A 25,235-nucleotide genomic window follows, 5' to 3' on the forward strand; every position below is an offset into this window, starting at 1 on the left:
GCCCCCGCCCCAACGCCGCCCGCGAGGAGCGCGTCCGCATGACGCCCCTGCGCAAGCGCGTGGCGGAGCGCCTCATCCAGGCCCAGTCCAACGCCGCCCTGCTCACCACCTTCAACGAGGTGGACATGGGCGAGGTGATGGCGCTGCGCAAGAAGTACAACGAGAAGTTCCAGGCGAAGCACGGCGTGAAGCTGGGCTTCATGAGCTTCTTCGTCCGCGCGTCAATCGAAGCCCTCAAGGCCTTCCCGCAGGTCAACGCGGAGATTGACGGCGAAGACGTCATCTTCAAGCACTACTACGACATCGGCGTGGCGGTGAGCGGCAGCCGCGGCCTCGTCGTCCCCGTGCTGCGCAACGCGGACAAGCTGTCTTTGGCGGAGCTGGAGAAGGGCGTCGCGGACCTGGGCACCCGGGCTCGCAATGACAAGCTGGGCCTGTCCGACCTCCAGGGCGGCACCTTCACCATCACCAACGGCGGCATCTTCGGTTCCATGCTGTCCACGCCCATCATCAACCCGCCGCAGACGGGCATCCTGGGCATGCACAACATCGTCGACCGCGCCGTCGTCCGCGACGGGCAGATTGTCATCCGCCCCATCATGTATGTCGCACTCACCTACGACCACCGGCTCATCGATGGCCGCGAGGCCGTCCAGTTCCTCGTGCGCGTGAAGGAGTGCATCGAGGACCCGGAGCGCCTTCTCCTCGACGTCTGAGTTGTAGGTGACGCGCCGCGCCGCGACTTACCAGGGAGGCCCGAGCTCAGTGCAACTCGGGCATTCCAGGTCGCTGGCTGGACTTCCAGGCAGGCGTTTCACTACAACTGGACATTGTCTCCCGGTCGTCGGGGGGCGGGAAGAACGGGCGGCTCTCACAACGTCGCCCCGCGAGACTGAAGGAAGTGCAATGGCAACCGGTACCGTGAAGTGGTTCAACGACGCGAAGGGCTTCGGCTTCATCACCCAGGACGGCGGAGGTGAGGACGTTTTCTGCCACCACACCGCCATCAACATGGATGGCTTCCGCACCCTCGCCGAGGGTCAGAAGGTGGAGTTCGAGGTGACGCGCGGCCCCAAGGGCCTGCAGGCGCAGAACGTTCGCGCGGGCTGAAGCGTCGTCGTAGGTCCTGGCCCTTCCCGCGGGGGGCCGATGAACGGAGGCCCGCCCCTGGAGTTGAGGGAACCGGGCCTCTTGCTTTTGCGGGGTACGGACAGGCCCCGGGCGCGAACGCCCGGAGCCCGCAATCACATCACAGGTTCTTCTTGAAGTGGTCCATGACGCGCTCCCACTGGCGCTCCTTCACCAGCGGGTCCGGCACCATGTGCGTCAGGCCGCTGAGCGGCAGCAGCTCGTGGGGCTTGCCGGCGCGGAAGAGCGCATCGCTGAGCTTGAGCGTGTGGAAGAAGTACACGTTGTCATCCGCGGTGCCGTGGATGAGCAGCAGCTTGCCAATGGGCTTGTCTGTCTTGGCGTAGGTGAGCAGCGAGCTCGCCTCGTACGCCTCCGGGTGCTCCTGGGGCAGGCCCAGGTAGCGCTCGGTGTAGTGGGTGTCGTAGTCGAGCCAGTCCACCACCGGGGCGCCAGCCACCGCGGCCTTGAAGACATCCGGGCGCTTGAGGGCGGCGAGCGCGGCCATGTAGCCGCCGAAGCTCCAGCCTTCAATGCCCACGCGGTTGATGTCGATTTCCGGCAGCTCCTTGGCCAGCTCCTGGATGGCGGCGGCCTGGTCTTCAATGGTGATGGTGGCGAAGTCGTACTTCACCTCGCGCTCCCAGGCGGCGCCGCGCAGCGGGGTGCCGCGCCCGTCGAACTTCACGACGATGAAGCCGTGGTCCGCCATCCACTGCGGCAGCAGGTGCGCCGCCATGCTGTGGTGGACGACGGTGGTGGTGGGGCCGCCGTACACTTCGACGATGACGGGCAGCTTCTTGCCCGGCTTGAAGTCGCGCGGGCGGGTGATGGAGGCCCAGAAGCGCTTGGGGCCCACCTGCCGCACCTCGGTGTTGGGGATGAAGGGCGGCTCCTGCGCCACCTCGGGCAGCTCGCCCAGCTTCTTCCCATCCGCGCGCAGCACCTGGGTGCGGCTCATGGCCTTCAGGCTGGAGTCGTTGACGACGAGCACGTTGCCGTCGCGGGAGGCGGAGCCGCCCTCGAGTCCTTCCTTGTTGCCCGTCACGCGCTCGGGCGCGCCGCCCGCCTTCACGCGCCACAGGGCGCTCTGCGTGGGGTTGGGGCCGCCGTTGAAGTAGAGGGTGCGGTCCTTCTGGACGAAGCGGGACAGGTTGCGGAAGCCCGCGTCCGGCTTCACCACGCTGCGCTCCAGCGAGCCGTCCGCCTTGCGCTGCTCCACCTCGGGGCCGCCGTTGCGCTCGGTGTACCAGAGGAAGCCGCTGCCATCCTCCAGCCACAGCGGGAAGTCCTGCTCCAGGTTGAGCCAGGCCGAATCCTTCTCCACCAGCAGCTCGCGCGTCTTGCCCGTGGCGGGGTCCACCGCGAGGAGTTGCTGCTCGGTCTGCACCCGGTTCTGCACCAGGATGGTGAGCGGAGCGCCCTTGGGCCACGTCACGGTGGCCAGGTACGGGTACCTGGCCGAATCCCACTGGACCCACGTCGTCTTGCCGCCGGTGACGGGGGTGACGCCCAGGCGCACCTTGGCGTTGGGCTTGCCGGGGCGGGGGTAGGCGAAGATTTCGCCGCCGCGCTCGGGGTGCATCACGTCGACGATGGTGAGCTTCTCCACCTCGGCGGTGTCGGACTCGGTGTAGGCCACCGACTTCGCGTCGGGGCTCCACCAGTAACCGGAGAAGCGGCTCATCTCCTCCTGGGCGACGAACTCGGCCACGCCGTGCGTCTTCGTGTCGGTGCCGCCCTTGGTGACTCGCTGCTCCTTGTTGGCGGCGATGTCGATTCGGTAGACGTCATTCTCCCGGACGTAGGCCACCTGCTTGCCGTCCAGGGAGAAGCGCGGATCCAGGACACCGGGGCCCGTCTTCAGCTCCGTCACCTTGCCGCTGGCGCGCTCCACCACGTAGAGGCGGCCGGACAGGGGGACGAGCAGTCGCGTGCCGTCATCGGAGATTTGATACGAGGTGAAGCCTCGGGCGCTGACGCGCATGCGCTCGCGGCGGGCCTTCTCCTCGGGGGTGAGCGTCTCGTCGGTCCCCTTGAGAATGGCCTCGGGGGTGAGGACCTCCTTCGTCTGGCCGGACTCCACGTCGAACGCGTAGAGCGTCTGCACGTTGGAGGTGGCCTGGGTGCGAAGGAAGAGGACCTGCTTCTCGTCTGGCGTGACGCGCACGCTGACCGGGCGGCCGCTCGAGAAGTTGCGAGTCTCCGTGAGCTGCCGCAGGAAGGTGTCTTGCTTCCGCTCCGTCTGGGACATGGGTAGGGGCTTCATCTCCTGGGCGAGTGCGGACGTGCTCACGAAGAGGAGCGCGGCGGTGAGTACCTGGCGCATGGGTCGTCGAAATCCCGCCGGTGGCGGGGCTCCTTTCACGGAAAGGTGCGGGGAAGCCTACACTCGGCCGCCGCGCAAGCTGAGCAAACCCACAACCGACGTGAGGATTCCCGAGGGATGGAGACCGAAGACGACGCCCTGCGGCACCTGAGGCTGGCGGGCATCATCCGCCTGGGGCTGGGAGGCGGGCGAGGCCCCACGGACGCCTATGTCTTCGACCCCCATCGGCTGGCCCTCCCCTCGTGGGCGTGCGCGCTCGGGGAGGCGGGCTCCCCTGCCCTCCTGGTGACGCTCGACAGGCACCTGGACGTGGTGGTGCCGAGAGAGCCCGGGAAGGTGCCGGACCGCTCTGCCGGACTGCGCGCGCTGGACGAGCACGCCCGGTGGTCGCTGGACGTGCGCAACTACGACCACATCCTCGCGGCGATGGAGGCGGGGCTGGTGGGCGATGCCCTGCTGATTGCCCGGACGCGGCCCCGGGGTTCGTTCGCGGGCGACACCTATGTGGACACGAGGGGCCGTGCGCACCGGCTGGTGGCGGTGCCCACCGTGGACCGGGCCTCCGAGGCCTGGAATCACCCCGCGCCTGGTGACGCGGTGCGGGAGGTGCTGGAGCGCGCGGACCAGGTGTTGCTCGACATCGACCTGGATTGCTTCACGTCGCTGAGCGACGCGGACCCGACGACGGTGATTCCGTGGCCTCGCGCCATCATCCGCGAGTTCCTGCTGCCGGAGGGCTCCGAGCCCTTCTGGGACGCGGTGCTGAAGCGCACGGTGGCGCTGACGCTGGCGCGCGAGCCGCATCACTGCGGCGGGTTGCTCGCGTCGGGGGAGTTGTTCCGCGACGCGGCGGAGGTGCTGTTCCGGGAGCTGCTGCGCGTCGAGCCTCCGTGAGTCGCCACGCCTACAGCGGCGAGTCGAGGAAGCTCGGCCTCAGGTCCGTCACCTGTCCACCGGCGAGCGAGAAGCGACTGCCGATGGGAGGACGGTCCCCGTTGAGCACGTAGCCGAAGTCGAGCCGGAAGGGCACGACGTTGAACTGGGGGAACAGCACGCGCAGGCCCACGCCCACCGACGTCACCATGTCCGGCCTGTCGTTGAACGCGCTGCCCGAGTCCAGGAAGAGCACCCCGCCCACGTGCACCGTTTTGATGACGACGGGCGCGGTGCGGTACTCCACGTTCACCAGCAGCATCCGCTTGCCGGAGTACTCGTCCGCCGGTGCGCCTCGAAGCCCGTTGCCACCGCCCAGCAGCGTGATTCGGTCGAACAGGTCATCGAGGTTCACATCCAGCAGGCCGCGCGCGACGAAGCGGCCCCCCAGAATCTTGGGCGACACCTGCGCCAGCTCCGCGGCCCAGTGGCGGTTGTTCCACGTCGCGCCCACACCGAGCTGTCGACGGATTGCGCCCGAGGCCGACACGGTGGTGAGCGCCTCGCCCCAGCGCAGCCGGTAGCGCGCCGCGAGTCCCGCCTCCGTGAAGTGATTGTCGTCCCCGAACACGGGAGGCGCGTAGCGCACCGTCGCGGAGACCCAGTGCCCCATCTGGTAGTCCTCCGAGAGCACATACGAGTCCACGTCGCGCAGCACCTCGTACCGGGCTTCGAACGCGCGCAGGGACAGTGACGCGTAGCCCGCGTCCTCCGCGCGCGGCAGGTAGTTGCGACGGAACCAGTCGGCCTGTCCCTCCGTCAGCATCGACGAGGACGGCGGGGTGTAACCGTAGTGGTACGCGCCCAGCGAGCCACTCACGTTGAACTTGAAGCGCAGGCCATACGAGCGCGTGTACGAGGCCGCGCCCGCGACTTCCTCCGTCCGGTACACGTATGGCACAGGCGGGCCATCGGGAAACGGCAACTGCCATATCTCCGCGCCCCGGTAGATGCGATTGGTCTCCACGTTCCACGCGACGGACGTGCTCACGCTCCACGGCGTGGACAGTGAGTAGAGCGGACGGCTGACGGAGAAACTTCCCCGCGAGCCCTCTGCCTTGCCACTCTCACGGCCGACGATGAGGGCAATGGACTCGCTCAAGGACCAGCGGCTGCCCAGCACGCGCGGGTCGGTGTAGCTCTGGCCGAAGCTCAGCGTGTCCAGGCGCAGCGTGAAGTCGAGCGCCAGCTTCTTGCCCCGTCCCAGGAAGTTCTGCTCCGTGCCCTGGAGCCGGAGGTACTGGAGCAGCGAGCCCACCGCGGAGAAGTCGCTGTTGAGGCGCAGCGACCAGATGTCCTTGGTGACGACGAGCAGCGCCACCGTCCCGGGCACCTTGCCCTTCACAGGGACGACACGCACCACGGAGAACAGGCGCAGGCTCCGCAGGTTGCGCGCCGTCTCGTCCGCGAGCCGCGTGGAGTACGGCTGTCCCGGTGGCAGCAACACCTCGCGCCGGACGACCTCCTCGCGGGTGCGGATGTGGAACATGTTGAGGAAGTTCGGATACGGGTCGCTCTCCGCGACCACCTCCTCGGTGTCGACGAGGACTTCAGCCAGCGGCAGGCCCTCGGGAGAAGGCTCCACCTGACGGCCATGTCGGGCCAGGGCCTCGACGATGAGGGCCTCCTCGTAGTTCTCCTGCGAGAGTCCCGAAGGGCGCGACGACGCGGGCTCCACCGACGTCCCGGACGGAGCCTTCTCACCCTCCTCTGTCGCACGAGTCTCGTCCTGAGCCGGAGACGATTCGGCGGGAGCCGGCGTCTCGGCGACGGGCTCCGCCTGGAGAGAGGTCAGGGCAAGTGGAACGACGATGAGGACGAGCAGCGGGAGCGCCACCCCGCCATCCTGGCATGCGCGGACTTCCTTGCGAGCATCTTCATCGCGGGGCCGCCCGGATTGCGGCGCGAAGTGCCGACTGTCATCCTCCATGGATGGACGCGAATGCCCGCGAGTACCGCGCGATTCAAGCGTTCTACGGACAGCGCCGCGCTCGACGCTCCGGCGTGCCCTACCTTCACCACATCGACGAAGGGCTGTGGGTCCTTCGGGCCCTGGGCGCGAGTGAGCACGCCCAACGCGCGTACTGCCTGCACCCACTGGTTCAGGAGGATGACGCGCGAGCCGCCGCCTGGGCCCAGGCGCTCGCCACGGCCGCGGACCTCTCCCTGCCACCTGTCGACGGAGTAAGTGACGAGCCGCGCGTCCTCGCCCTCGCGCTGAACTACCGGGAGACGGCCAATGCCGCACTGTCCCATCGGCCCGACCTGAGAGGGCCCGACGACATCGCGCTCAGCACGGAGCCCGAGGTCAACGACATGCTCCGCGCCGACAAGGTCCAGAACTACAAGGACTTCATCCACCACCACCGGGAAACCCATCCCCGGGCCGCCGAGTTGGAGCGCTATTTCCAGGCGTGGCTCGCACGGCTCGAGGTCACTGCGGAGCAGCTCACACGCTGGCACGCGGCGCTCGAACACCTCCACGGCGGCGGTTCCCAGACGTGACTCCGTCGGCTCTGGGAGCTCACCCACCCAAGGACCTGACAAGCCACGGTGCACCGGCTCCGTCATGATTCCCGAGGGGACCTCCTGTCCACGGTGAGCCCAAGGCATGAGTCGACGCAGCCCTTGGACGCTCGCCGGCCCGCTTGGGGTGATGTGCCCCTGAAGTGCCGTGTCGCCTCATCCGAGGCGGCGGAAAATCCGGGTGTAATCTCGACCGGAAGCGGGCGTCTTACTGGGTGAAGGCGGACAGCTCCTCTCATGACGAGGGGCGGGCCGCCAAGAGCACCCAGCCTTGGAGGCGTCGTCACCCATGTCCGGTTCCCACCAACACGCTCCTTCGACACCCAGCCGGGCCTTCGCGCTGGGCATCGGCCTCAACCTGGCCTTCGTGGCTGTCGAAGCCACCTTCGGATTCATCTCGGGCTCACTCGCATTGCTCGCCGATGCCGGACACAACTTGAGCGATGTGCTCGGCCTGGTGCTCGCCTGGGGCGCCACCGTGCTGGCCCGTCGCCAGCCCACCGAGCGCTACACCTATGGCCTGCGCGGCGCCTCCATCCTGGCCGCGCTTCTCAATGCGCTGCTCCTGCTCGTCGCGGTGGGCGCCATCGGCTGGGAGGCGGTGCAACGACTGGGGCAGCCCGCTCCCATCGCCACGGGTACCGTCATGCTCGTGGCCGGAGTGGGCGCGCTCATCAACACCGCCACCGCGCTGCTGTTCTGGAAGGGGCGCCAGAGCGACCTCAACATCCGAGGCGCCTTCCTGCACATGGCCGCCGACGCGGGCGTGTCGCTCGGTGTCGTCGCGGCCGGCGCCCTCATCTCCTTCACCGGGTGGATGTGGTTGGATTCCGCGGTGACACTCGGCATCGCGCTCCTCATCTTCGCGGGGACCTGGGGATTGCTCCGGGACTCCGTCAACCTGGCCCTGCAAGCCGTTCCCACGAACATCGACATGCCTTCCGTGCGGCTTCAGCTGGAGCAATCTCCCGGCGTCGCCGAGGTGCATGACCTGCACGTATGGGCCATGAGCACCACCGAAGCGGCGCTCACCGCCCACCTCGTCGTGCGAGAGCAGCCCATGGACGACTCGCGCATCAGCCACCTCAAGCGCCTGCTCCATGACCGGTTCGGCATCGAGCACGTCACCCTGCAACTCGAATCAGACGCGTCCCGGGATTGCCGCCCCCTCACGGCCAACCGCGCTGTCACGTCCTGCCCCTGAACGACGCCAGGCCCCCATGCACCCCACACTCCGAGCCCACTTCGACCAGGAACTCCAACACGCCTCCGAGTCCCAGACCCGGGGCGACTTCCAGACGGCATGGCACTTCCTGGAACGTGCCCATGTCCTGAGCCAGGCCCATGCATGGCCGCATCTCCGGGTGCATGGCGCCATGTTCGTCTGGGCCTGGCGGAGCAGTGACTTCCGCGAGCTGTTCGGACAACTCCCTCGCTTGTTGCTGGCCGCTCCCGGGTCCTGGCTCGGACGCGCGCCGCTGGGAAACACCGGGGGCTCGAATGTGGGCATCTTCACGCCCATGCCCATTCCAGAGGACCTCCAAGCCGTGCTGCGTCACGAATCACCTCCCGCCTCGTGAGCAGAGCGCGCCGTACGAACAATCGTTCTCGCCACCGCGATGTGACAAACGCGGTGCACGTCCCAAGCGCGCGGTGCAGCCGATTCAGCGAGTAGGCTCCCGGCCGGCGGTGGTCCCGCCAGGGGGGCACCATGAGCGAGCCGGACGTCACACGCTGTCAGCCTTCATCCCGTCTGCCCACGTCACTTCAAGAACTGCAGTCGCTGCACGCCTGGCGAGTACCCATTTCCGCCCCGGCCGACTTCAAGCTGGAGCCGACCGACATCCTGGTCGCGACCTATCCCAAGTGCGGCACCACCTGGACGCAGCAGATCGTCCACGGACTGCGCACGAGAGGCTCCATGGACTTCGAGGAGATCTCCCTCGTCGTCCCGTGGATGGAGAGCCCACCGCTTCCGGGGCTCGCCCTCGCGGGTCCCCAGGTCGCCAGCCCCCGAGCCTTCAAGACCCATCTGTACTGGGAAAGGATTCCCAAGGGCGGCCGGTACATCCACGTGATGAGAGACCCGGCGGACACGCTGACGTCCTTCTACCACTACGTGAACGGATGGATGTTCGAGCCCGACTCCGTCACCGTGGAGGAGTTCTGCTTCGGCATCTTCCTGAAGGACGCACGCTTCGGTCGCTATTGGGAGCACCTGCGCTCATGGTGGCGCGTCCGTGAGCGCGAGGACGTACTCCTGTTGTCCTATGAGGACATGAAGGAGGACCTGGCGGGAAACATCCGCCGCATCGGCGCCTTCATGGGCGTGTCGATGGATGAGGACCTGGTCGCCCTCGTGACGCGCCAGTCCACCTTCGAGTTCATGCACGCGCATGAGCACCAGTTCGACGACCACCCCACGACCACCGCCGTCAATCAGATGACCGCGCTGCCGCTGGAGCTCCAGACCACCAAGGTCCGCGCGGGCCGGGTGGGCGACTCCATGGAGCTGCCCGCCACCGTGCATGAGGCGCTGAAGGAGACGTGGCGCGTCGACATCGAGGTGCCGCTCGGCATCCCGACGTATGCGCGGATGAGGCAGTTGCTCCACGCCTCACGTCAGTAGCGTCAGCGGGGCTCGATTCGCTCGTATCCCAGCGCATCCAGCACGTCCTCATGTCCAGCGAGCGCGGTGTTGATCTCCTTCAGGTCCTCCGCGCTCATGCGGCCCAATGAGTCCCCGTTGAAGTCCCGGATGGGGCTGTGCTCGCCCATGATGTCGAAGGCGCGCCCGACATCCAGGCGACCCAGCTCCGGAATGAGCTCGAGGATTTTCGCGGCGGTCGCCTCCGGAGACCGGCAGAGGTCCTCGTAGCGGAAGAAGAGGGAGTCGCGCAGCACGGCGCGGTTGCGCAACTGCAACCGACTGGAGCGCACCCAGTGGGCCGTCGCGGTGGAGAGCGGATAGCCTCGCTTGCGTCGCACGCCCTCGGCGAAGGCGTAGGGATTGCGGCAGGACACGATGAAGCGCGCGGGCGCGAAGTGCTCCTGCAACAGCGGCGCGGCCACCACCATGGGCGGGCTCTTCTCCACCAGCACGGCCTTGCGCAAGTCCCAGGCCCGGTGCCAGACGGCCTTGATGCGCTCCCAGTGGTAGCGCTGGGGGTCTCCGAACTTCGCTTCGTTCGTCGTCCAGTTGCGCAGCTCCTCGCTCTCGGTGTCGGGAACGGGCATCGCCTCCGGGTCGTCCCGGTGCACGAGCCACTGCCCCTCGTGGTTCATCGAGTCGAACACGGAGACCTGGTCCGACGTGGCCAGCAGCCGGACCAGCAGCGTGCTGCCACTGTTGTTCGGACAGATGACGAAGGCGTACAGCGGCGGCTTGCCGACCGACTGCTCCACGAAGCACCCCCCAACGCGAAGGCAAGGCTTCTCATGAATCGACGCCACCCGTCACGTCGGAACGCGGCGAAGCGCGTGTGAACGTCCAGAACAGGAGGGCCACGGCGGAGATGGCCGCTCCCTGGATGACCACTCCACTCCAGCCCGCATGCGCGAAGACGAGTGTCGAGGTGATGGAGCCCGCGCCACTGCCGATGGAATAGAAGACCATGTAACCGGCCACCAGCCGACTGCGCGCTTCCGGGCGCACGGCGTAGAGCTCGCTCTGATTCGTGACATGCAGGGCCTGGATGGCGAGGTCCAGGGCGACGATGCCCACGCCCAGCGCCCACAAAGACTCCCGCGCCAGCAGGACAGGCCACCACGAGAGCAGCAGGACGACGAGTCCGATGCGGGTGGTCCAGTTCCCCCAGCCCCGGTCGGCCAGCCGTCCCGCCCGTGACGCCGCCAGCGCGCCCGCCACTCCCGCCAGGCCGAACAGGCCCACCTGGGAATGCGAGAGCGAGAACGGAGGCGCCCCGAGCAGCAACACCATCGGCGTCCACAAGGTGCTGAACGCGGCGAACATCAGCAACGCGAGCACTGCCCGCACGCGAAGGACCGGCTCCTCCACGAACAGCGTGAACACCGAGCGCAGCAACGCCGAATAGGACAGGTGCTTCGTCGCGCGCTCGCGCGGCAGGACGCGGACCAGCGCGACGACGAGCACCAGCGTAGCCCCCGCCGAGACCAGGTAGACCGAACGCCAGCCCGCGAGGTCCGACAGGAAACCCGCCACGGTGCGCGCCATGAGGATGCCAACCACCACACCGCTCGTCACCCCTCCGACGACGCGTCCTCGCTCGGCGGGAGCGGCGAGCGTCGCGGCGAAGGCCACCAGCACCTGGATGACGACCGCGAGCAGACCGACCACCGCCAGCCCCATGAGCAGCACCGCCCCCGAGGGCGCGAGTCCCACGACGACGAGCGCCAACACGGACAAGGACATCTGCACCGCGACGAGCCGGCGACGCTCCACCAGGTCCCCCAGCGGCACCACCAGCAACAACCCCAGGCCGTACCCCACCTGGGTGACGGTCACCACGATGCCCACCAAGGAGGGCCTCAGCCCCAAGTCCCTCGCCATCGAATCCAACAACGGCTGCGCGAAGTAGACGTTGGCCACCGCCAACCCACAGGCGACCGCGAACAACGCCGTCACGGCTCGCGACAGCGTGGGCGCGACGTCTCCCGCCGGCCGGGCGGCCACCTCCGTCAGACGCTCGTCTCCCTCCTTGGCGTCACGCGCCTCCGCCCCACTTCGCATGGACCACCACTCCAATATGGTTTCAAAATGAAACCACTCGGAATTAGCGACGGGGGTTTGCTATTTCAACCCAAGCGACAGGAGCCCCCCGCCTCCACCGCGTCCTTCACGCGGGGAGTGGCCGGGAACGAGCGAGGCGACATGGCGAAGCGCAAGCCCCAGAGCCGGGTGGAGTGTCCCGTCGAGCGGTCCGTGGACATCATCGGCGACGAGTGGTCCCTGCTGCTCATCCGCGACGCGTTCGACGGCCTGCGCCGATTCGGCGAGTTCCAGAAGAACCTGGGCGTGGCGAAGAACATCCTCTCGACCCGGCTGCGGCACCTCGTCGCGCACGGCATCCTGGAAGTCGTTCCCGCGTCCGACGGCAGCGCGTTCCACGACTACGTCCTCACAACGAAGGGCCGGGATTTGTTCCAGGTGCTCGTCGGACTGAGGCAGTGGGGCGAACACCACTGCTTCCAGCCGAACGAGGCCCACTCCGTCCTGGTGGATACGGAGCAGGGGCGACCGGTGCGCGCCATGGAGGTGCGCTCGGAGAGCGGCCGCCCCCTGACGTCGACCGATACCGTCGTGCGGAAGGTCTCCGACAAGAAACCTCGCGCGAAGCGGTGAGCCGTGGCGCTCGAGGAGCCACGGCCCGTGACGCGCCCTACTCCGCCGTCGCCACCTCGATGGTCGGCTCCATCACCACCTCGGCGTTGAGGCTCTGGGCGATGAAGCAGTACTTGTGCGCCTTCACGAACATCTCCCGCACCTTCTCCACGTCCGTGCCGGGCGCCACCCGGATGAGCGGCGCGAGCCGCACCTTGCTCACCCGCTTCACCTTCTCCACCGCGTCCACGAACACCGTCACCTGGTCGTCATAGGAGCGCACGTCCAGCCGCACCTTCTTCGCCAGCGCCAGGAACGTGAGCAGGTGACACTGCGCCACCGACGCGCCCAACAGGTCCTCGGGATTCCAGCGCGCGTCACTGCCGCCGTAGTTCGTGCCCGAGCTGACGAGCAGATCCGGCTTGCCCTCCGTGCCCGCCACCGCATCGCGGCTGTACTCGCCAGCGGTTGAACCCTGCCACTTGAGCCGCAGCGGAAACCCTTCCACGTCACACCTCCCTGAGTCGCGTGTCCTGTGGCGCGCAGCATAGGCGCTCGACGTCGGCGGAGGTCTCCTTCCGCATGACGCGCCCCCATCGAGGCAACCGACTCACGCCCCGCGCAGGTCCGCGCCCTTCGGCACCGGCAACTTCTCCCCTCGAGCCACCGCCGAGACGATGCGCGCCAGACGCTCCACTCCGTCCGACAGCGCCGCCGGCCCCGGCTGGAGGATGAGGCTGCTCTTCACCTCGTAGAGCTGATCATCCAGCACCGCCTGCACCTGGGACCAGCCCGGCCGCGAAGCAATCTTGTCCCGCTTCGCCTTGCGGCCACACCAGCTCGCGATGACGCCCTCCGGGTTGCGCCGGGCGACCTCCTCCGGCTCGAAGATGCGGCCCTTCGCACCCTGCGACGCGCGCGACTCGCGGCAGATGTCCTCTCCGCCCACCAGCTCCACCAGCTCCGAGCACCAGCGGATGCCGGAGATGAGCGGCTCGTGCCACTCCTCGAAGAAGATGCGCGGCCTGCGCGGCAGCTTCTGGGCCGCCTCCGCGTGCCGCTCCAGGTTCGCCGTCAGCTCCGCGGCCAGCTTCTCCGCCGCCTCCGCGCGCCCCACCAGCGCGCCCGTCACGCGCACCGTCTGCAATATCTCCGCGAGTGAGCGCTGATTGAACAGGAACACGGGCACGCCGCGCTTGCACAGCTCACGGCCCAGGTCCGCCTGCAGGTCGGAGAACCCCAGCACCAGATCCGGCTTCAGCTCCAGAATCCGCTCGAAGTTCGCGTCCAGGAACGAAGACACCCGGGGCTTCTTGCGCGCCTCCGGAGGCCGCACCGTGAACCCCGACACGCCCACGACCAGGTCCCCCGCGCCAATCCGGTAGAGCACCTCCGTCGTCTCCTCCGTCATGCACACCACCCGCCTCGGGTACGGTGGCGCGGAAGAAAGCAACTCGGTCAGGTGGACGCTCATGCCGCCACCCTAACGCGCTCCCGCTCGCTCGGCCGCTCCCGCGCGACATCTCCAAGCATGTCGATACATCTCGGGAAAGCGGGTTTCACACTCCCAGTCGCTCACCTCGACGGTCCAACCGCCCCACTTGCCGCACGCTTCGTATCAACCGATGTCCGGTGCTGGACTTTGGCGCGCCCAGGCCGGTTTCTCGGCGTTTGATGCACTGCGCCAACCTGGCAGGTCGCTTGGGGAGTGGACGATTGCGGTGTTAGCATTCCAGCGCATGTTCGACCGGAGCGACGTGTGCCTTCCCGGTCGGTGGGGGCAGACATGATTGAAAGCAACGCCCCGACGAATGGCGCCCCACCCGACAACCTGGTGGACCCGCTTCTTGGGCGGGTTCTCAACGAACGCTTCCGCATCCTGGAGACCCTGGGCGCCGGTGGCATGGGCCGCGTGTACAAAGCCATGCAGGCGCCGTTGGACCGGCTCGTCGCGCTGAAGGTCCTCAATCCCCACTACAACGACGAAGGCAAGGACCCGGGGTTCCAGAAGCGCTTCTTCCTGGAGGCCAGCGTCACCGCGAAGCTGCGCCATCCCAACACCGTCACCGTCATCGACTACGGCAAGACGGACGACGGCATCTATTACATCGCGATGGAGTACCTGGACGGGCTCACGCTCGGCCAGCTGCTCACCCAGGTGGGCCCGCTGCCGTGGGCGCGCGCGCTCAACATCACCCAGCAGATCGCCCGCTCGCTGCGCGAGGCCCACAAGGTCGGCCTCATCCACCGCGACCTCAAGCCCGCCAACGTCATGGTCCTCAACCAGGAGACGGACCACGACATCGTCAAGGTGCTCGACTTCGGCCTGGTGAAGTCCTTCATCGGCGAAGCCGACGTGCAGCAGGACACGTCGCTCACGCAGGCGGGCATCATCCTCGGCTCGCCGCAGTACATGGCGCCGGAGCAGGCGCGCAACATCGCCGACCCGCGCAGCGACGTGTACAGCATGGGCGTGGTGCTCTTTCAGATGCTGATGGGCCAGCCGCCCTTCTTCGCGCCGCAGAGCATCGACGTCATCGTCAAGCACATCAACGAGCCGCCGCCCGCCTTCGGCGCCATCTGGCCCGGCCACTCCGTGCCCGCCGAAGTCGAAGCGCTGGTGATGAAGTGCCTGGCCAAGCTCCCCGTCGAGCGCTACCAGTCCATGGACGAGGTGCTGGAGGCCATGCGCCGCGTCGCGCACGCGGTGGGCGTCAGCGGCGTCTTCAGCGGCCCCCGCCTCACCGGCGTCGGCAGCGGCCCTCGCAGTGGCCCCATCAGCGCGCCCGGCTCCGGCCCCAGCACCATGGCGCTGGACATCGCCGTCGAGGAGCAGCCGCCCGAGAAGCCCGGCAAGAGCATGCTGCCTCTGGCCATCTTCGGCGGCTCGCTGCTCCTGGGCGGCGCCGTGGCACTGGCGCTCATGCTGCGCCCGTCCACGCCGATGCCCAAGCCCCTGGCCTCGCCTCCCATCACCGCGACCGCGCCGGCCAACCCCTCGCAGCAACCCTCCGCCCCCGCGCAGCCCGCCGCCGCGAACACGCCGGCTTCGGCCGCCGCAGCGGGCTCCGCGGATGACGAGCTGGCGCTGGCGCCGCTGGTGGCCGGCAACGGCCCGACGGTGCGCTTCGAGATCGCCAGCGAGCCCAGCGGCGCGCGCGTGCGCTACCGGGGCAAGGACCATGGCGCCACGCCGCTGAACCTCAAGGTCCCCCTGGACGATGATGGCAGAGCCCGCGCGGAGCTGACCTTCATGATGGACGGCTACCAGTCCGTCACCGTCGTCGCCGAGGGCTCCGGCATCAAGCAGGCCGTCACCCAAAAGCTCAAGAAGAAGCCGAGTCCTTCCCGTCCCCCGCGGGCCCCTGACTCGAGCGACAAATTCAAGGACAACCCGTACTAGTGAGACACTACAAAGCCCTTCAACGAGTGGGCCTGCTCGCGCTGTGTCTGTGCGCGACGCAGGTCCTGGCGGACGCGCGTCTCGAAGCGCGTCGCCACTTCCGCAACGGCATGAGCCTCATCGGCAAGAAGGAATACGACGAGGGCATCGCCGAGCTGGAGCAGGCCTACGCCATCAAGCCGCACCCCAACGTCCTCTACAACATCGCCCGCGCGTACCAGGACGCGGGCCGGACGACGGAGGCCCTCGACGCCTACAAGCGCTACGTCGCCAGCAGCCCGGCGGACGGCCCCTCCGTCGAAGCCACCATCGCCGCGCTCGAGGAGAAGCAGCGCGCGAACGAGGCCACGGCGGAGTCGACGGACAAGTCCGCGCTGCCCATGCCGCCCCCGCCCGCCAGCATCCAGTCGCAGCAGCAGCTGGGCGCGCTCCTGGAGCGGCTGGAGAAGGCGATTGAGCGCGCGGAGTCCATGCCCACGACAGGCACGGGCGCCGCGACGCCGTCCACGTATGTGCCGTCCGTGCTGCCCGGCGTCGCGGAGACCGCGAACGGCGACGACGGCGCGGTGCCCTACGAGGAGCGCGTGGTGACGGCGAGCCGCCGCGCCCAGTCCTCGTTGGAGGCGCCCAACGCCACGACGGTCATCACCGCCGAGGACATCCGCCTGTCGGGCGCCACCAGCCTGCCGGAGCTCTTGCGTCGTGTGCCTGGCGCGGACGTCATGTCGCTGGGCATCGGCAGCGCCAACGTGTCGCTGCGCGGCTTCAACCAGCGCATCGCCAACAAGGTGCTCGTGCTGGTGGACGGCCGCACCGAGTACCAGGACTTCCTCGGCCTGACGCTCTGGTCCACCATCCCCATCGGCCTGGACGAAATCGAGCGCATCGAGGTCATCCGAGGCCCGGGCAGCGCGCTGTACGGCGCCAACGCCATGTTGGGCGTCATCAACATCATCACCCAGGCCCCCGGCTCGGGTCCGCGTGCTCGCTTCAACGTCATGGCCGGCACCGGCAGCAGCGTGGCGGGCTCGTTCCTCAGCCACGGCAACACGGGCGCGCTGCGCTACCGCACGTCGGTGGCGTATTCGCAGGCGGACAAGTGGAGTCGCGACTACGCCAGCAACCGGCCGGACATCGTGCTTCGAGACCCGGACCCGGACATCGGCATCCGCGGCGCGCGCGGCACCCTGTCCGCCGTGTACAGCTTCGGCGAGGGCAAGCAGGTGGGCCTGTCCGGCGGCGTGCACCGCTACACCACGGAAATCTATCCGCTGGGCCTGTTGCGCAACTACTTCATGGACGGCCTGGGCGCGTACGCCAAGGGCGACGTGGAGCTGGGGCCGCTCAAGCTGAAGACGTTCTGGAACCACATCTCCGGCAGCGCCGGCCCCCAGTACGAGCCCATTGGCCAGCGCTCGCTGGGCACTGAAATCAGCTCCAACCTCTTCAACGCGGAGCTGCTCTTCGCGCGCGCCTTCCACCTGGGCGGCGAGCACCAGCTCAACGTGGGCGTCGAGGGTCGCCTCAAGCGCGTGGGCTGGGACTACCTGGGCCCGCTGCGCGAGGAAGTCCACGCCGCGGCCTTCGTGCAGGACGAGTGGCGGCTGGCCGAGCCCCTGCGCCTGGTCGCCAGCTACCGCGTGGACCGGCACCCGCTGTTGGACAACGGCACGCCGGGCCTGGCGCACTCGCCCCGCATCTCCGCGCTGTTCAGCCCGATGGAGGGCCACGCGTTCCGCATCAGCGCGGCCTCCGCCTTCCGCGAGCCGACGTTCCTGGAGAGCTACACGCGCCTGTTGGTCCCCGTGCAGGGCGTCAACGGCGCCAGCGCGCTCACCACCGGCAACACCGGGCTGCGCCCCGAGCGCCTCACCGCCTTCGAGCTGGGCTGGCGCGGCGAGTCCGCGGAGCTGGGCATGGACTGGGACCTGGCGCTGTACCAGAACCGGGTGAAGGACCTCATCGGCCTGTCCGCCTTCGAGCGGCTGCCGCCCGGCGAGTCATACGACGCGGCCACGGGCAACTACCTCATCGGCCGCTCGCGCTTCGTCAACGAGGACTCCATCTACACCGCGCGCGGCGTGGAGGCGGGCCTCACCCTGGCCCCCGTGGACGGCCTGGGCGTCAAGGCGAGCGCCGCCTTCCAGAACGTGACGTCGGACCTGGAGGACAAGGCGGAGTGCGGGCCGTGCAGCCAGGCGCCGCAGCTCAAGCTGTACGGCGGCGTCACCTACCGCACCAAGGTGGACCTGGAGTTCGGCGTGGACGTGGCCTTCACCTCGTCCACCACGTGGATTGAGCGAGAGCCCGCCGCGTCGGACCCCACCCGCATCGAGCTGTTGTCCAACCCGCTGGGCGCCTACGCCATCATCAACGCGCGCGTCGGCTACGCGGCGGTGAGGAACACGGTGGACGTCGCGCTGGTGGGCAGCCAACTGGGTTCCGCCCACTCCCAACATCCTTTCGGCAACCGCATCGAGCGGCGCGTCTACGCGACGCTGACGGTGACTCCATGAGCCGCACCCTCTCTTCCTGGAAGCAGTCGCTGGGGGGCGTCCTCGCCGCGTCCCTGCTCGTCGCGGGCTGCGAGTCCCCCACGGTGGTCCCCACCGCGGACGGACGGCAGAACATCCACTCCGCCCGCATCGAGGGAAACCTCGTCGTGCAGTCGCGCTCGCGGGGCAACGCGGTGGTGTTCATCTACGACGCCAGCCGGCCTCCTCCGCCGCAGGGCACCGGCCGCCCCATCGCGTTCACCGTCGTGCCGGCCGAGCAGCTCTTCGGCCCGGCGCTCGGCACCGACGCGCCCGGGCCCTTCACCGCGCCGTTCGCGCTGAGCCTCGTGGCCGCGGGGAAGTACACGCTGCGCGGCTTCATCGACGTGGACTCCTGCCGCACGGGCGTGGTGCCCTGCCACTTCTCCGACTTCAACCCCTGGTACGGCGTCACCAGCGAGCCCAACGCGGGCGACGTCGGCGGCGCCGCGGTGGACCCGACCAACGGCGTGCCCCTGACGCTGGAGGTCACCAAGGACGCGGAGGGAAATCCCCTGCCCCTCACCAACGTCACGGTGAGCTTCTCGCAGGCCACCGCGCAGGTGCCGGTGGACCGGCCCGCCTTCCAGGTCACCGTCCTCAACGGCGACCACACCCTTCCCCCCGGCTCGCCCACCAAGCTCTTGCGCCTGACTCCACAGTCCATCGAGGGCGGCGCGGTGGAGCAGCGCTCCAAGGCGTTCCTCGTCAGCTACGTGGACGCCAACCGCGACGGCGTCCCGGACGACGCCAACGGTGACGGGGCCGCGGACCTCTGGCCGCGCGTCGTCGTGCGCAAGCTGGCGGACGCGCCCGGACTCCTCGAGGACAACGACCTGGACCGCAACGGCATCCTCGACGAGGGCGGCACCGACTACCCGCACGCCGACGGCACCCGCGACGGCAAGCCGGACCTGGTGGTGCTGGCCGCCGGGCTCTCCACGGACGCGCTCTTCGCGGCGCTCACGGATGAGAACGGCGCCCCGCGCATGACGCCCGTGCCCGTGACGGAGCTGGTGGTGGGCGTGCAGGCGGCCGCCCTGGATGCCAGCGACCCGACCAAGCCTCCGGCGCGCTTGGAGACCCTGCCCCGGGGGCGCTACTCGGTGGTGCTGATCCAATCCACCGGGCAGACGTGGCGCGTTCCCAACGAGCTCGCGCCCGCCTTCGCCGCGGGCCTCGGCCTGACGGGCGTGGAGAGCCAGGCGTTCGTGCTCGAAGTCCCCTGATGGCCCGCTTCGTCAAGCGGGGTGTGTGACGCCCCACACTGGAAAAAGGAGAGGAAGGACGGTGCTTTGACTTCGGCATGTCCTTCCGTCAACATGATTGGGTCTCCAGGGGGACAGCCCCACCAGAGGTTGATGATCCGATGAAGGCCGGCACCCTCCCCTCTCCAGAGCCCGTTCCCAACCGCACCACGACGGACCCGGCGCGCCCTCTGGGAGGCAGCCGGCCCGCCACGGGTGCGGCACCCCAGCGCGTGCTGCTGGTGGACGACAGCCGCTCCATCCGGACGCTGCTGAAAATCTACCTCATGGCCCGCAACTTCGAGTTCCTGGAGGCGGAGTCCGCCGAAGAGGGACTGAAGGTGGCCGAGGCGGAGACCGTCGACCTCGTCCTGACCGACTTCCACATGGACGGGATGAACGGCGCCGACTTCGCGGCGCAGATTCGCGCCAACCCCAATCCCAAGCTGGCCAAGGTCCCCATCCTGATGATGACGGGAGACCCGAACGTGGCGGAGGTCCGCGCCCTGGGTCAGAAGGCCGGCATCAGCGCCTTCGTCCGCAAGCCGGTGAGCTGCGCCCAGCTGATGACGCTGGTGGACACCATCCTCCCGCTGCCGCGCAAGTAGTCGCCCACGCGGCTCGCGCCGTCACTCACGCCGGGTTCCGGGCCGCCGAAGCGGTGCGGGCCCGGCGTTTTCGCATCGCCTCTCCCACGCGCACCGCGAACAGCACGGCCAGCACCGCGCCGTAGATGAGCGGCTCGGTGACGTCCTGCTTCACCCGCCACACGAAGTGCACCACGCCCAGCGCCGCGGCCACGTAGGCCAGCCGGTGCAGGCGCTGCCAGCGCGGAAAGCCCAGCCGGCGCACCCAGCGATTCGTGGAGGTGACGGCCAGCGGCACCAGCAGCACCAGCGCGGTGAAGCCCACGGTGATGAAGGGGCGCTTCACCAAGTCCTCCAACAGCGCGTTGAGCGACAGGCCCTGGTCCAGCACCAGGTACGTGAGGAAGTGCGCGCACGCGTACGTGAAGGCCAACAGGCCCAGCGTGCGGCGGATGCGCACCGGCCACGTCCACCCGGAGACGAGCTTCAACGGCGTGCAGGCCAGTGACGCCATCAGCAGCACCAGCGCGAGCAGCCCCGTCTGGTTGAGCGCCGCCTCCACCGCGTTGGGCCCCAGCGCGCCCCGCGGGCCCTGCACGGCGAGGAGCGCCAGCGGCGAGAGGCCGCCCACGGCGAGCGCGGGGTTGAGCCAGGGGTAGGGAGGCGAGGCCATGGCTCAGTAGTTCTTCCGCAGGTCCAACCCCGTGTAGAGGTGGGCCACCTGCTCGGCGTAGCCGTTGAAGGGCAGCGTGGGGCGGCGCTCCAGTCCCGCGCCGATGCGCCGCTCGGTGGCCTGGCTCCAGCGCGGGTGCGCCACGGCGGGATTCACGTTGGCGTAGAAGCCGTACTCCTCGGGCCCCGCGAGGTTCCACGTGGTGAAGGGCTGCTCGCGCGTGAGGCTGATGCGGACAATCGACTTGATGCCCTTGAAGCCATACTTCCACGGGACGACGAGCCGCAGCGGGGCGCCGTTCTGCGCGGGGAGCTGCCGGCCATACAGCCCCATGGCCATGAAGGTGAGCGGGTGCATCGCCTCATCCAGCCGCAGCCCTTCCACATAGGGCCAGTCCAGCACCCCGCGCTTCTGACCGGGGAGCTGCTCCGGGTCCATCAGCGTGGTGAAGGACACGTAGCGCGCGTGGCTGGTGGGCTTCACCCGGGACAGCAGCGCGGCCAGCGGGAAGCCCAGCCATGGAATCACCATGGACCACGCCTCCACGCAGCGCATCCGGTAGACGCGCTCCTCCATGGAGAACCAGGAGAGCAACTGGTCGATGTCCACCGTCTGGGGCTCGTGCACCTCGCCGTCGATGGCGACGGTCCACGGCCGGGGCTTGAGGAGGTGCGCCAGCCGCGCCGGGTCGTTCTTGTCCAGGCCCAGCTCGTAGAAGTTGTTGTACGTGGTGACGTCCTCGTACGGCGTGCGCGGCTCGTCCGTGTCGAACTCACCGGACGCCTTCGCCACGGGCCCCGTCACCCGCCCCGCGTCCGGGACATAGGCGTCCATGGCGCGGCGCTGCTTGCCGCTCAGGAGGTACAGGCCTCCCGCGACGGCGGCGGCGGTGCCGGCGAACAGGCCCGCGTTCTTCAACAGCTCGCGGCGGCGCAGGTAGAGCGGTTCAGGGGTGATTTCGGAGCCGGGCGGCTCCACGGGCGGCTTGTCGCTCATGCCCCTTTATAACGGGCCAACCCGTCCGGCCGTTACATCGCGGGCCGCCGCCGAGGCACGGGACGCCTCCGTGCGAGCGTCCTTCACCCGCCACAGCCGCCACCAGGGCGTGCCGGGGGACTGGTGGTGCTCCCAGTGGTAGCCGAAGAAGAAGCACGACAGCATGGCCCACAGGTGGTTGCGCGGCAGGGTGCGCGCGTGGTGGGGCGCCATGTCCGGCGTGTCCGGGCGGCGGTGCGGCTGGTAGGTGCCGAAGTAGAAGAGCTGCAGCGTGCCCAGCACGGCGGGCAGCACCCAGAACGCGAGGATGTGCGGCTGGGAGACACCCATGAAGACGAAGATGTTGAACTTGGCCGCCATCACCCCCAACTGGGGCAGCGTGGTGTAGCGGGCCATGAACGTCCCCAGCCAGGGCCAGAAGGACTGGGTGCGCGTGGAGAAGTCCGGGTCCGCCTCGCCCGTGGGCTGCTCGTGGTGGGCGTGGTGGTTGAGCACCAGTCGGCGGTACGACAGGCCGGCGAAGAGGAAGCAGGCGATGGTGCCCACCGTCTCGTTCACCCAGGCCCGCCGGGCCACGGTGCCGTGCATGGCGTCATGGCCGGTGATGAACAGGCCGGTGCACAGCCACGCCTGGAAGGCGACGTGCAGCCAGGTGAGCGGGGAGTCCCAGGGCAGCTCGGGCGACAGCAGCATCCACGCCAGATGCGTCCCCCACGCGCCGATGAGGACGAGCGCGACGAGGACGCCCCAGGGTCCAAGCGGGGCCGACCGATAGCGGGCCGAGTTCTCCATCTCTCCTGACTCATGGGGCCGGTCCGCCCGCCGCGCACGGGAAACTCGCCGTGCGTGGGGGCGTGCCAGCGAGCATGGCTACTTCCGCACGCCGGTGTCGGCCGCGGGTGCGGTCACCTCGCGAACGAGCTCCTCCGCCGTGACGTAGTGGGGCGCGATGTCCACCGGAACGTCCTTCAGGCGCTCCAGCACCTTGCGCACCGGAGGCCGCACCACGCCCATCTTCGCCAGCAGGGCCTCGGCCGCCTTCCGGTCACCCTTCCCCTGGATTTCCATCAACTGCTTCGTCAGGGAGGTGACGGACTGCTTCATCTTCGCCGGCACCACGGAGAAGGTGCCATCCGCGTTGACCTTCACCGCGCCGGTGTCGAGGAAGTGATTGAGCTGCAGGGCCACGCCCTTGCCATGCGCCTCGTCCGTGCCGAAGCGGATGGAGCGGAACGAGGACGCCAGGAACGTCGTGTACATGGTGCGGCCCATCGACTTGTCGATGACGCCCGTGTCCATCAGCCGCTGGAGCGCCCACAGGCCGGAGATGTCCGCCTTGGCCTCCTCGAGCGCGCTGGAGGCCACCTGGAGCGCCTGCCGCACCGTCGTCGCCTTGCCGCCCACGGTGATGTTGTGCGGCCCCAGGCCGTGCATCAGCTCGTGCATCAGGATGTGCGTGAAGAAGGCGTCGAAGGCGACGTCCTGCTGGTCCTTCGCGGAGAGCGCCACCTTGGCGATGGGCACCAGCACCCGCTCGAACTTGGCCTCCTGCACGTTCTTCAGCATGACCCGCTTGGAGCCCATGGCCTCCGTGACGCGCTCGTCGTTGGGCAGGTTGTACGCCGCAGTCTGCACGCCGCGGTTGGCGTCACCGGAGGAGTAGAGGCTGTTGACGACGCGGATGGGGGCCAGCGCGCCCAGCTTCGGGTTGCGCAGCTTCGCGTCGATGGGGAGGTTGCTCTCCAGGCCTTGGAGGTGGTCGCTGAACTTGGACAGCTTGTCCGTCTCCGTGTCGTCGCGCAGGCCCACGAAGGCCTCGAACGCGGCCTTGTAGTTGAACCAGCCGTCCTCGTAGACCTCGTAGGGACCGACGGTGGGCTCGATGCTCGCGTCCAGCTTCATCCACGCGACTTCGCTGGCGTAGTAGTCGTTGGACAGGAACGCGTCCGCGCGCGAGGTGAGGAACGCCTTGAGCGTGGGCTGCTTCGTCAGCGCGGCGGCCTCGCGGAACAGGGCGGCGGCCAGGGCCAGCTCACCCTGGTACTCCACGCTGTACGGCACGGAGATGAACTTGCCGTCGGTGCCCTCGCGGATGGTCGTGTAGAAGCCCGTGGCCTCCTTCTGCTGCGCCTCGGGCAGCGCCTTTATCCATGCCTCCACTTCCGCCTTGGTGGAGCCGGCCGGATAGAAGTTGCCGGCCTCCGGCTTCGGAGGCACTCCGGGCAGGAAGGGCCGCCCCTCGTCGAGGCTGTTCCACGGGCCCTTGTCCAACAGGAACGCGTGCAGGCGCGCGCGGCCCAGGGGCGACTCGTCTCCCAGGAGGTTCAGCAGCACCGTCTCGTTGCCCGCCCAGCGCTGACGCAGGAACAGCGCGTCCATCAACTGCGAGGCCTGGACGATGCGGGCCAGCGCGCGGCGCTCGTTGTCGGGCAGGGCCTTCAGGTCCACCCGCAGCTCCACCGGGGCGAAGCGCGCGGTGAGCCGCTGCAGCTCCGCGGCGTCGGGGAACGACGTGGGGACTTTCTCCTCGGCGACAGCGGAGCCGGACAGCAGCACCGCCCCGAGCAGGGACAGGAGGGTTCGGTTCATAACCCTTCCCTACTCCAACCCCGTGCGCCCTCCCAGCACCGCGTCGCCCCCGTGTCCGTCAGAACATTTCAACCCGACGGTCCCCACACGCATGACGCGACGCGCGTCGGAACCTGCTGCCAACATGCGACAGCCCTGGATTCCCCAGGTTCCGGGAGCCCGTCATCAGGCGGGCTCATGAGGATGCTTGCGATGACGACGAACCGACTCTCTCTTCTCTCCCGGTGGCGCGCGGCGCTGTGCCTGCTGGCCGGGCTCGCCGTGGGCCTCTCGTCGGCCTCCGCGCGCGCGGCGGATGAGGTGAAGTTGCTCAAGGCGGTGAGCACGGTGGGCAGCCGCTATGGGCAGACGTGGCAGGACGTCACGTATCTGTTGGTGGTGAAGAACCTGGCCTACGAGAAGCAGGTGGCCATCCACGACAAGCAGCCCGACGGCACCTGGACGGACCTGGCCGCCGCCTACGCGGGCGACGCGGGCGCGGGCTACGAGTTGTGGAAGGTGACGCGGCAGTACCAGAGCTGGGGGACGGCGCCCCAGCCGACGCGGGACTTGGAGTTCGTGGCGAAGCTCACCGCGAACGGCCAGACGTACTGGGACAACAACGGCGGGGCCAACTACCACCTGGGCCGCGCGGACGGGCCGCTGGTACCGCGCGCCAACGTGCTGGTGGCCACGAGCTACTGGCAGGCCAACGGCGACGTGGACATCGGCATCGACGTGAAGAACCTGTCCTATTCGAAGAGCGTCACCGTGGTGTACTCCACGGACGGGTGGGCCACCTCGCACGAGGTCGCCGCCACCTTCACCTCCGGGTACACCGTGGGCTACTCCTACGTCTCCAGCCCCAACGCCCAGGGCGTGGAGCGCTGGCTGGCCCGGATTCCCGCCGTGACGGGCACCCCGGCCTTCTATGTCCGCTATGAGGTGAACGGACAGACGTACTGGGACAGCAACTTCGGCTACAACTACCCGCCCATCTACCCTCCCC

At 68.6% G+C, this 25,235-nt stretch carries 23 protein-coding genes; 13 read left to right on the forward strand and 10 right to left on the reverse strand.

Going from position 1 to position 25,235, the window contains the following annotated elements:
- A partial coding sequence (gene sucB, locus HUW62_RS30145; RefSeq protein WP_176436366.1) for a dihydrolipoyllysine-residue succinyltransferase occupies nucleotides 1–716 on the forward strand: 716 nt, incomplete at its 5' end.
- Nucleotides 717–906: 190 nt separating this feature from the next.
- A complete protein-coding gene (locus HUW62_RS30150) occupies nucleotides 907–1,110 on the forward strand; it encodes a cold-shock protein (RefSeq protein WP_015352191.1) in 204 nt (67 codons plus the stop codon).
- A 139-nt stretch (nucleotides 1,111–1,249) separates the two neighbouring features.
- On the opposite strand, the gene HUW62_RS30155 is transcribed toward HUW62_RS30150, so the two are convergent.
- Nucleotides 1,250–3,457: a S9 family peptidase gene (locus HUW62_RS30155; protein ID WP_176436367.1), complete on the reverse strand. Its 2,208-nt coding sequence runs from the start codon at nucleotides 3,455–3,457 to the stop codon at nucleotides 1,250–1,252.
- Nucleotides 3,458–3,574: 117 nt separating this feature from the next.
- Here HUW62_RS30155 and HUW62_RS30160 point away from each other — a divergent pair, with 117 nt between their 5' ends.
- Nucleotides 3,575–4,351 carry a UPF0489 family protein gene (locus HUW62_RS30160; protein WP_163870080.1) on the forward strand — a complete coding sequence of 259 codons (777 nt, stop codon included), beginning with the start codon at nucleotides 3,575–3,577 and terminating at the stop codon, nucleotides 4,349–4,351.
- A 10-nt stretch (nucleotides 4,352–4,361) separates the two neighbouring features.
- Here the strand turns inward: HUW62_RS30160 and HUW62_RS30165 are convergent, their stop codons facing one another.
- Complete coding sequence (locus HUW62_RS30165) at nucleotides 4,362–6,227, reverse strand: BamA/TamA family outer membrane protein (protein ID WP_176436368.1); 1,866 nt, start codon at nucleotides 6,225–6,227, stop codon at nucleotides 4,362–4,364.
- A gap of 95 nt (nucleotides 6,228–6,322) precedes the next feature.
- Here HUW62_RS30165 and HUW62_RS30170 point away from each other — a divergent pair, with 95 nt between their 5' ends.
- The 4 genes from HUW62_RS30170 to HUW62_RS30185 all read left to right on the forward strand — a co-directional run bounded on the left by HUW62_RS30170 (nucleotide 6,323) and on the right by HUW62_RS30185 (nucleotide 9,545).
- Nucleotides 6,323–6,895 carry a hypothetical protein gene (locus HUW62_RS30170; protein ID WP_163870078.1) on the forward strand — a complete coding sequence of 191 codons (573 nt, stop codon included), beginning with the start codon at nucleotides 6,323–6,325 and terminating at the stop codon, nucleotides 6,893–6,895.
- 310 nt (nucleotides 6,896–7,205) lie between these two features.
- The gene (locus tag HUW62_RS30175) at nucleotides 7,206–8,120 is read left to right on the forward strand and encodes a cation diffusion facilitator family transporter (RefSeq protein WP_163870077.1); all 915 of its coding nucleotides are present in this window, start codon (nucleotides 7,206–7,208) and stop codon (nucleotides 8,118–8,120) included.
- A gap of 16 nt (nucleotides 8,121–8,136) precedes the next feature.
- Nucleotides 8,137–8,496, forward strand: a complete 360-nt coding sequence (locus HUW62_RS30180; RefSeq protein ID WP_163870076.1) for a DUF3703 domain-containing protein — start codon at nucleotides 8,137–8,139, stop codon at nucleotides 8,494–8,496.
- A 131-nt stretch (nucleotides 8,497–8,627) separates the two neighbouring features.
- Nucleotides 8,628–9,545 (forward strand): sulfotransferase domain-containing protein, encoded by a 918-nt coding sequence (locus HUW62_RS30185; protein ID WP_176436369.1) that lies wholly within the window; start codon nucleotides 8,628–8,630, stop codon nucleotides 9,543–9,545.
- A 2-nt stretch (nucleotides 9,546–9,547) separates the two neighbouring features.
- Here HUW62_RS30185 and HUW62_RS30190 read toward each other — a convergent pair whose 3' ends face one another.
- Together HUW62_RS30190 and HUW62_RS30195 are read right to left on the reverse strand one after the other, a co-directional pair.
- Nucleotides 9,548–10,321: a sulfotransferase gene (locus HUW62_RS30190; protein WP_176436370.1), complete on the reverse strand. Its 774-nt coding sequence runs from the start codon at nucleotides 10,319–10,321 to the stop codon at nucleotides 9,548–9,550.
- Nucleotides 10,322–10,352: 31 nt separating this feature from the next.
- Nucleotides 10,353–11,627, reverse strand: a complete 1,275-nt coding sequence (locus tag HUW62_RS30195; protein WP_176436371.1) for an MFS transporter — start codon at nucleotides 11,625–11,627, stop codon at nucleotides 10,353–10,355.
- 141 nt (nucleotides 11,628–11,768) lie between these two features.
- Here HUW62_RS30195 and HUW62_RS30200 point away from each other — a divergent pair, with 141 nt between their 5' ends.
- Nucleotides 11,769–12,239, forward strand: coding sequence for a helix-turn-helix domain-containing protein (locus tag HUW62_RS30200; protein ID WP_163870072.1), 471 nt, complete (start codon nucleotides 11,769–11,771; stop codon nucleotides 12,237–12,239).
- Nucleotides 12,240–12,276: 37 nt separating this feature from the next.
- Here HUW62_RS30200 and HUW62_RS30205 read toward each other — a convergent pair whose 3' ends face one another.
- Together HUW62_RS30205 and HUW62_RS30210 are read right to left on the reverse strand one after the other, a co-directional pair.
- A complete protein-coding gene (locus HUW62_RS30205) occupies nucleotides 12,277–12,726 on the reverse strand; it encodes an OsmC family protein (RefSeq protein WP_176436372.1) in 450 nt (149 codons plus the stop codon).
- Nucleotides 12,727–12,828: 102 nt separating this feature from the next.
- Nucleotides 12,829–13,692 (reverse strand): ABC transporter substrate-binding protein, encoded by an 864-nt coding sequence (locus tag HUW62_RS30210; protein ID WP_176436373.1) that lies wholly within the window; start codon nucleotides 13,690–13,692, stop codon nucleotides 12,829–12,831.
- 312 nt (nucleotides 13,693–14,004) lie between these two features.
- Here HUW62_RS30210 and HUW62_RS30215 point away from each other — a divergent pair, with 312 nt between their 5' ends.
- The 4 genes from HUW62_RS30215 to HUW62_RS30230 all read left to right on the forward strand — a co-directional run bounded on the left by HUW62_RS30215 (nucleotide 14,005) and on the right by HUW62_RS30230 (nucleotide 20,010).
- Complete coding sequence (locus tag HUW62_RS30215) at nucleotides 14,005–15,621, forward strand: serine/threonine-protein kinase (RefSeq protein ID WP_163870069.1); 1,617 nt, start codon at nucleotides 14,005–14,007, stop codon at nucleotides 15,619–15,621.
- On the forward strand, nucleotides 15,621–18,137 hold the full coding sequence (locus HUW62_RS30220) for a TonB-dependent receptor (RefSeq protein ID WP_368670507.1): 2,517 nt from the start codon (nucleotides 15,621–15,623) through the stop codon (nucleotides 18,135–18,137). The genes HUW62_RS30215 and HUW62_RS30220 overlap by 1 nt, the downstream gene beginning before the upstream one ends.
- On the forward strand, nucleotides 18,134–19,384 hold the full coding sequence (locus HUW62_RS30225) for a hypothetical protein (RefSeq protein ID WP_163870068.1): 1,251 nt from the start codon (nucleotides 18,134–18,136) through the stop codon (nucleotides 19,382–19,384). Before HUW62_RS30220 ends, HUW62_RS30225 begins: the two co-directional genes overlap by 4 nt.
- Nucleotides 19,385–19,524: 140 nt before the next feature.
- A complete protein-coding gene (locus HUW62_RS30230) occupies nucleotides 19,525–20,010 on the forward strand; it encodes a response regulator (RefSeq protein ID WP_163870067.1) in 486 nt (161 codons plus the stop codon).
- Between the two features lie 25 nt (nucleotides 20,011–20,035).
- Here HUW62_RS30230 and HUW62_RS30235 read toward each other — a convergent pair whose 3' ends face one another.
- The 4 genes from HUW62_RS30235 to HUW62_RS30250 all read right to left on the reverse strand — a co-directional run bounded on the left by HUW62_RS30235 (nucleotide 20,036) and on the right by HUW62_RS30250 (nucleotide 24,247).
- Nucleotides 20,036–20,662 carry a sulfite oxidase heme-binding subunit YedZ gene (locus tag HUW62_RS30235; RefSeq protein ID WP_163870066.1) on the reverse strand — a complete coding sequence of 209 codons (627 nt, stop codon included), beginning with the start codon at nucleotides 20,660–20,662 and terminating at the stop codon, nucleotides 20,036–20,038.
- A gap of 3 nt (nucleotides 20,663–20,665) precedes the next feature.
- Nucleotides 20,666–21,658, reverse strand: a complete 993-nt coding sequence (gene msrP, locus HUW62_RS30240; protein ID WP_176436374.1) for a protein-methionine-sulfoxide reductase catalytic subunit MsrP — start codon at nucleotides 21,656–21,658, stop codon at nucleotides 20,666–20,668.
- Nucleotides 21,659–21,664: 6 nt separating this feature from the next.
- On the reverse strand, nucleotides 21,665–22,450 hold the full coding sequence (locus HUW62_RS30245; RefSeq protein WP_176436375.1) for a fatty acid desaturase: 786 nt from the start codon (nucleotides 22,448–22,450) through the stop codon (nucleotides 21,665–21,667).
- Nucleotides 22,451–22,528: 78 nt separating this feature from the next.
- Complete coding sequence (locus HUW62_RS30250; protein ID WP_163870063.1) at nucleotides 22,529–24,247, reverse strand: hypothetical protein; 1,719 nt, start codon at nucleotides 24,245–24,247, stop codon at nucleotides 22,529–22,531.
- A 192-nt stretch (nucleotides 24,248–24,439) separates the two neighbouring features.
- On the opposite strand from HUW62_RS30250, the gene HUW62_RS30255 reads away from it, so the two are divergent.
- Nucleotides 24,440–25,235: CBM21 domain-containing protein (locus HUW62_RS30255; RefSeq protein ID WP_255203722.1), on the forward strand; the 796-nt coding region annotated here is incomplete at its 3' end.

This window comes from Myxococcus sp. AM011 (assembly GCF_013372595.1).
Classification (GTDB): Bacteria; Myxococcota; Myxococcia; order Myxococcales; family Myxococcaceae; genus Myxococcus; species Myxococcus eversor.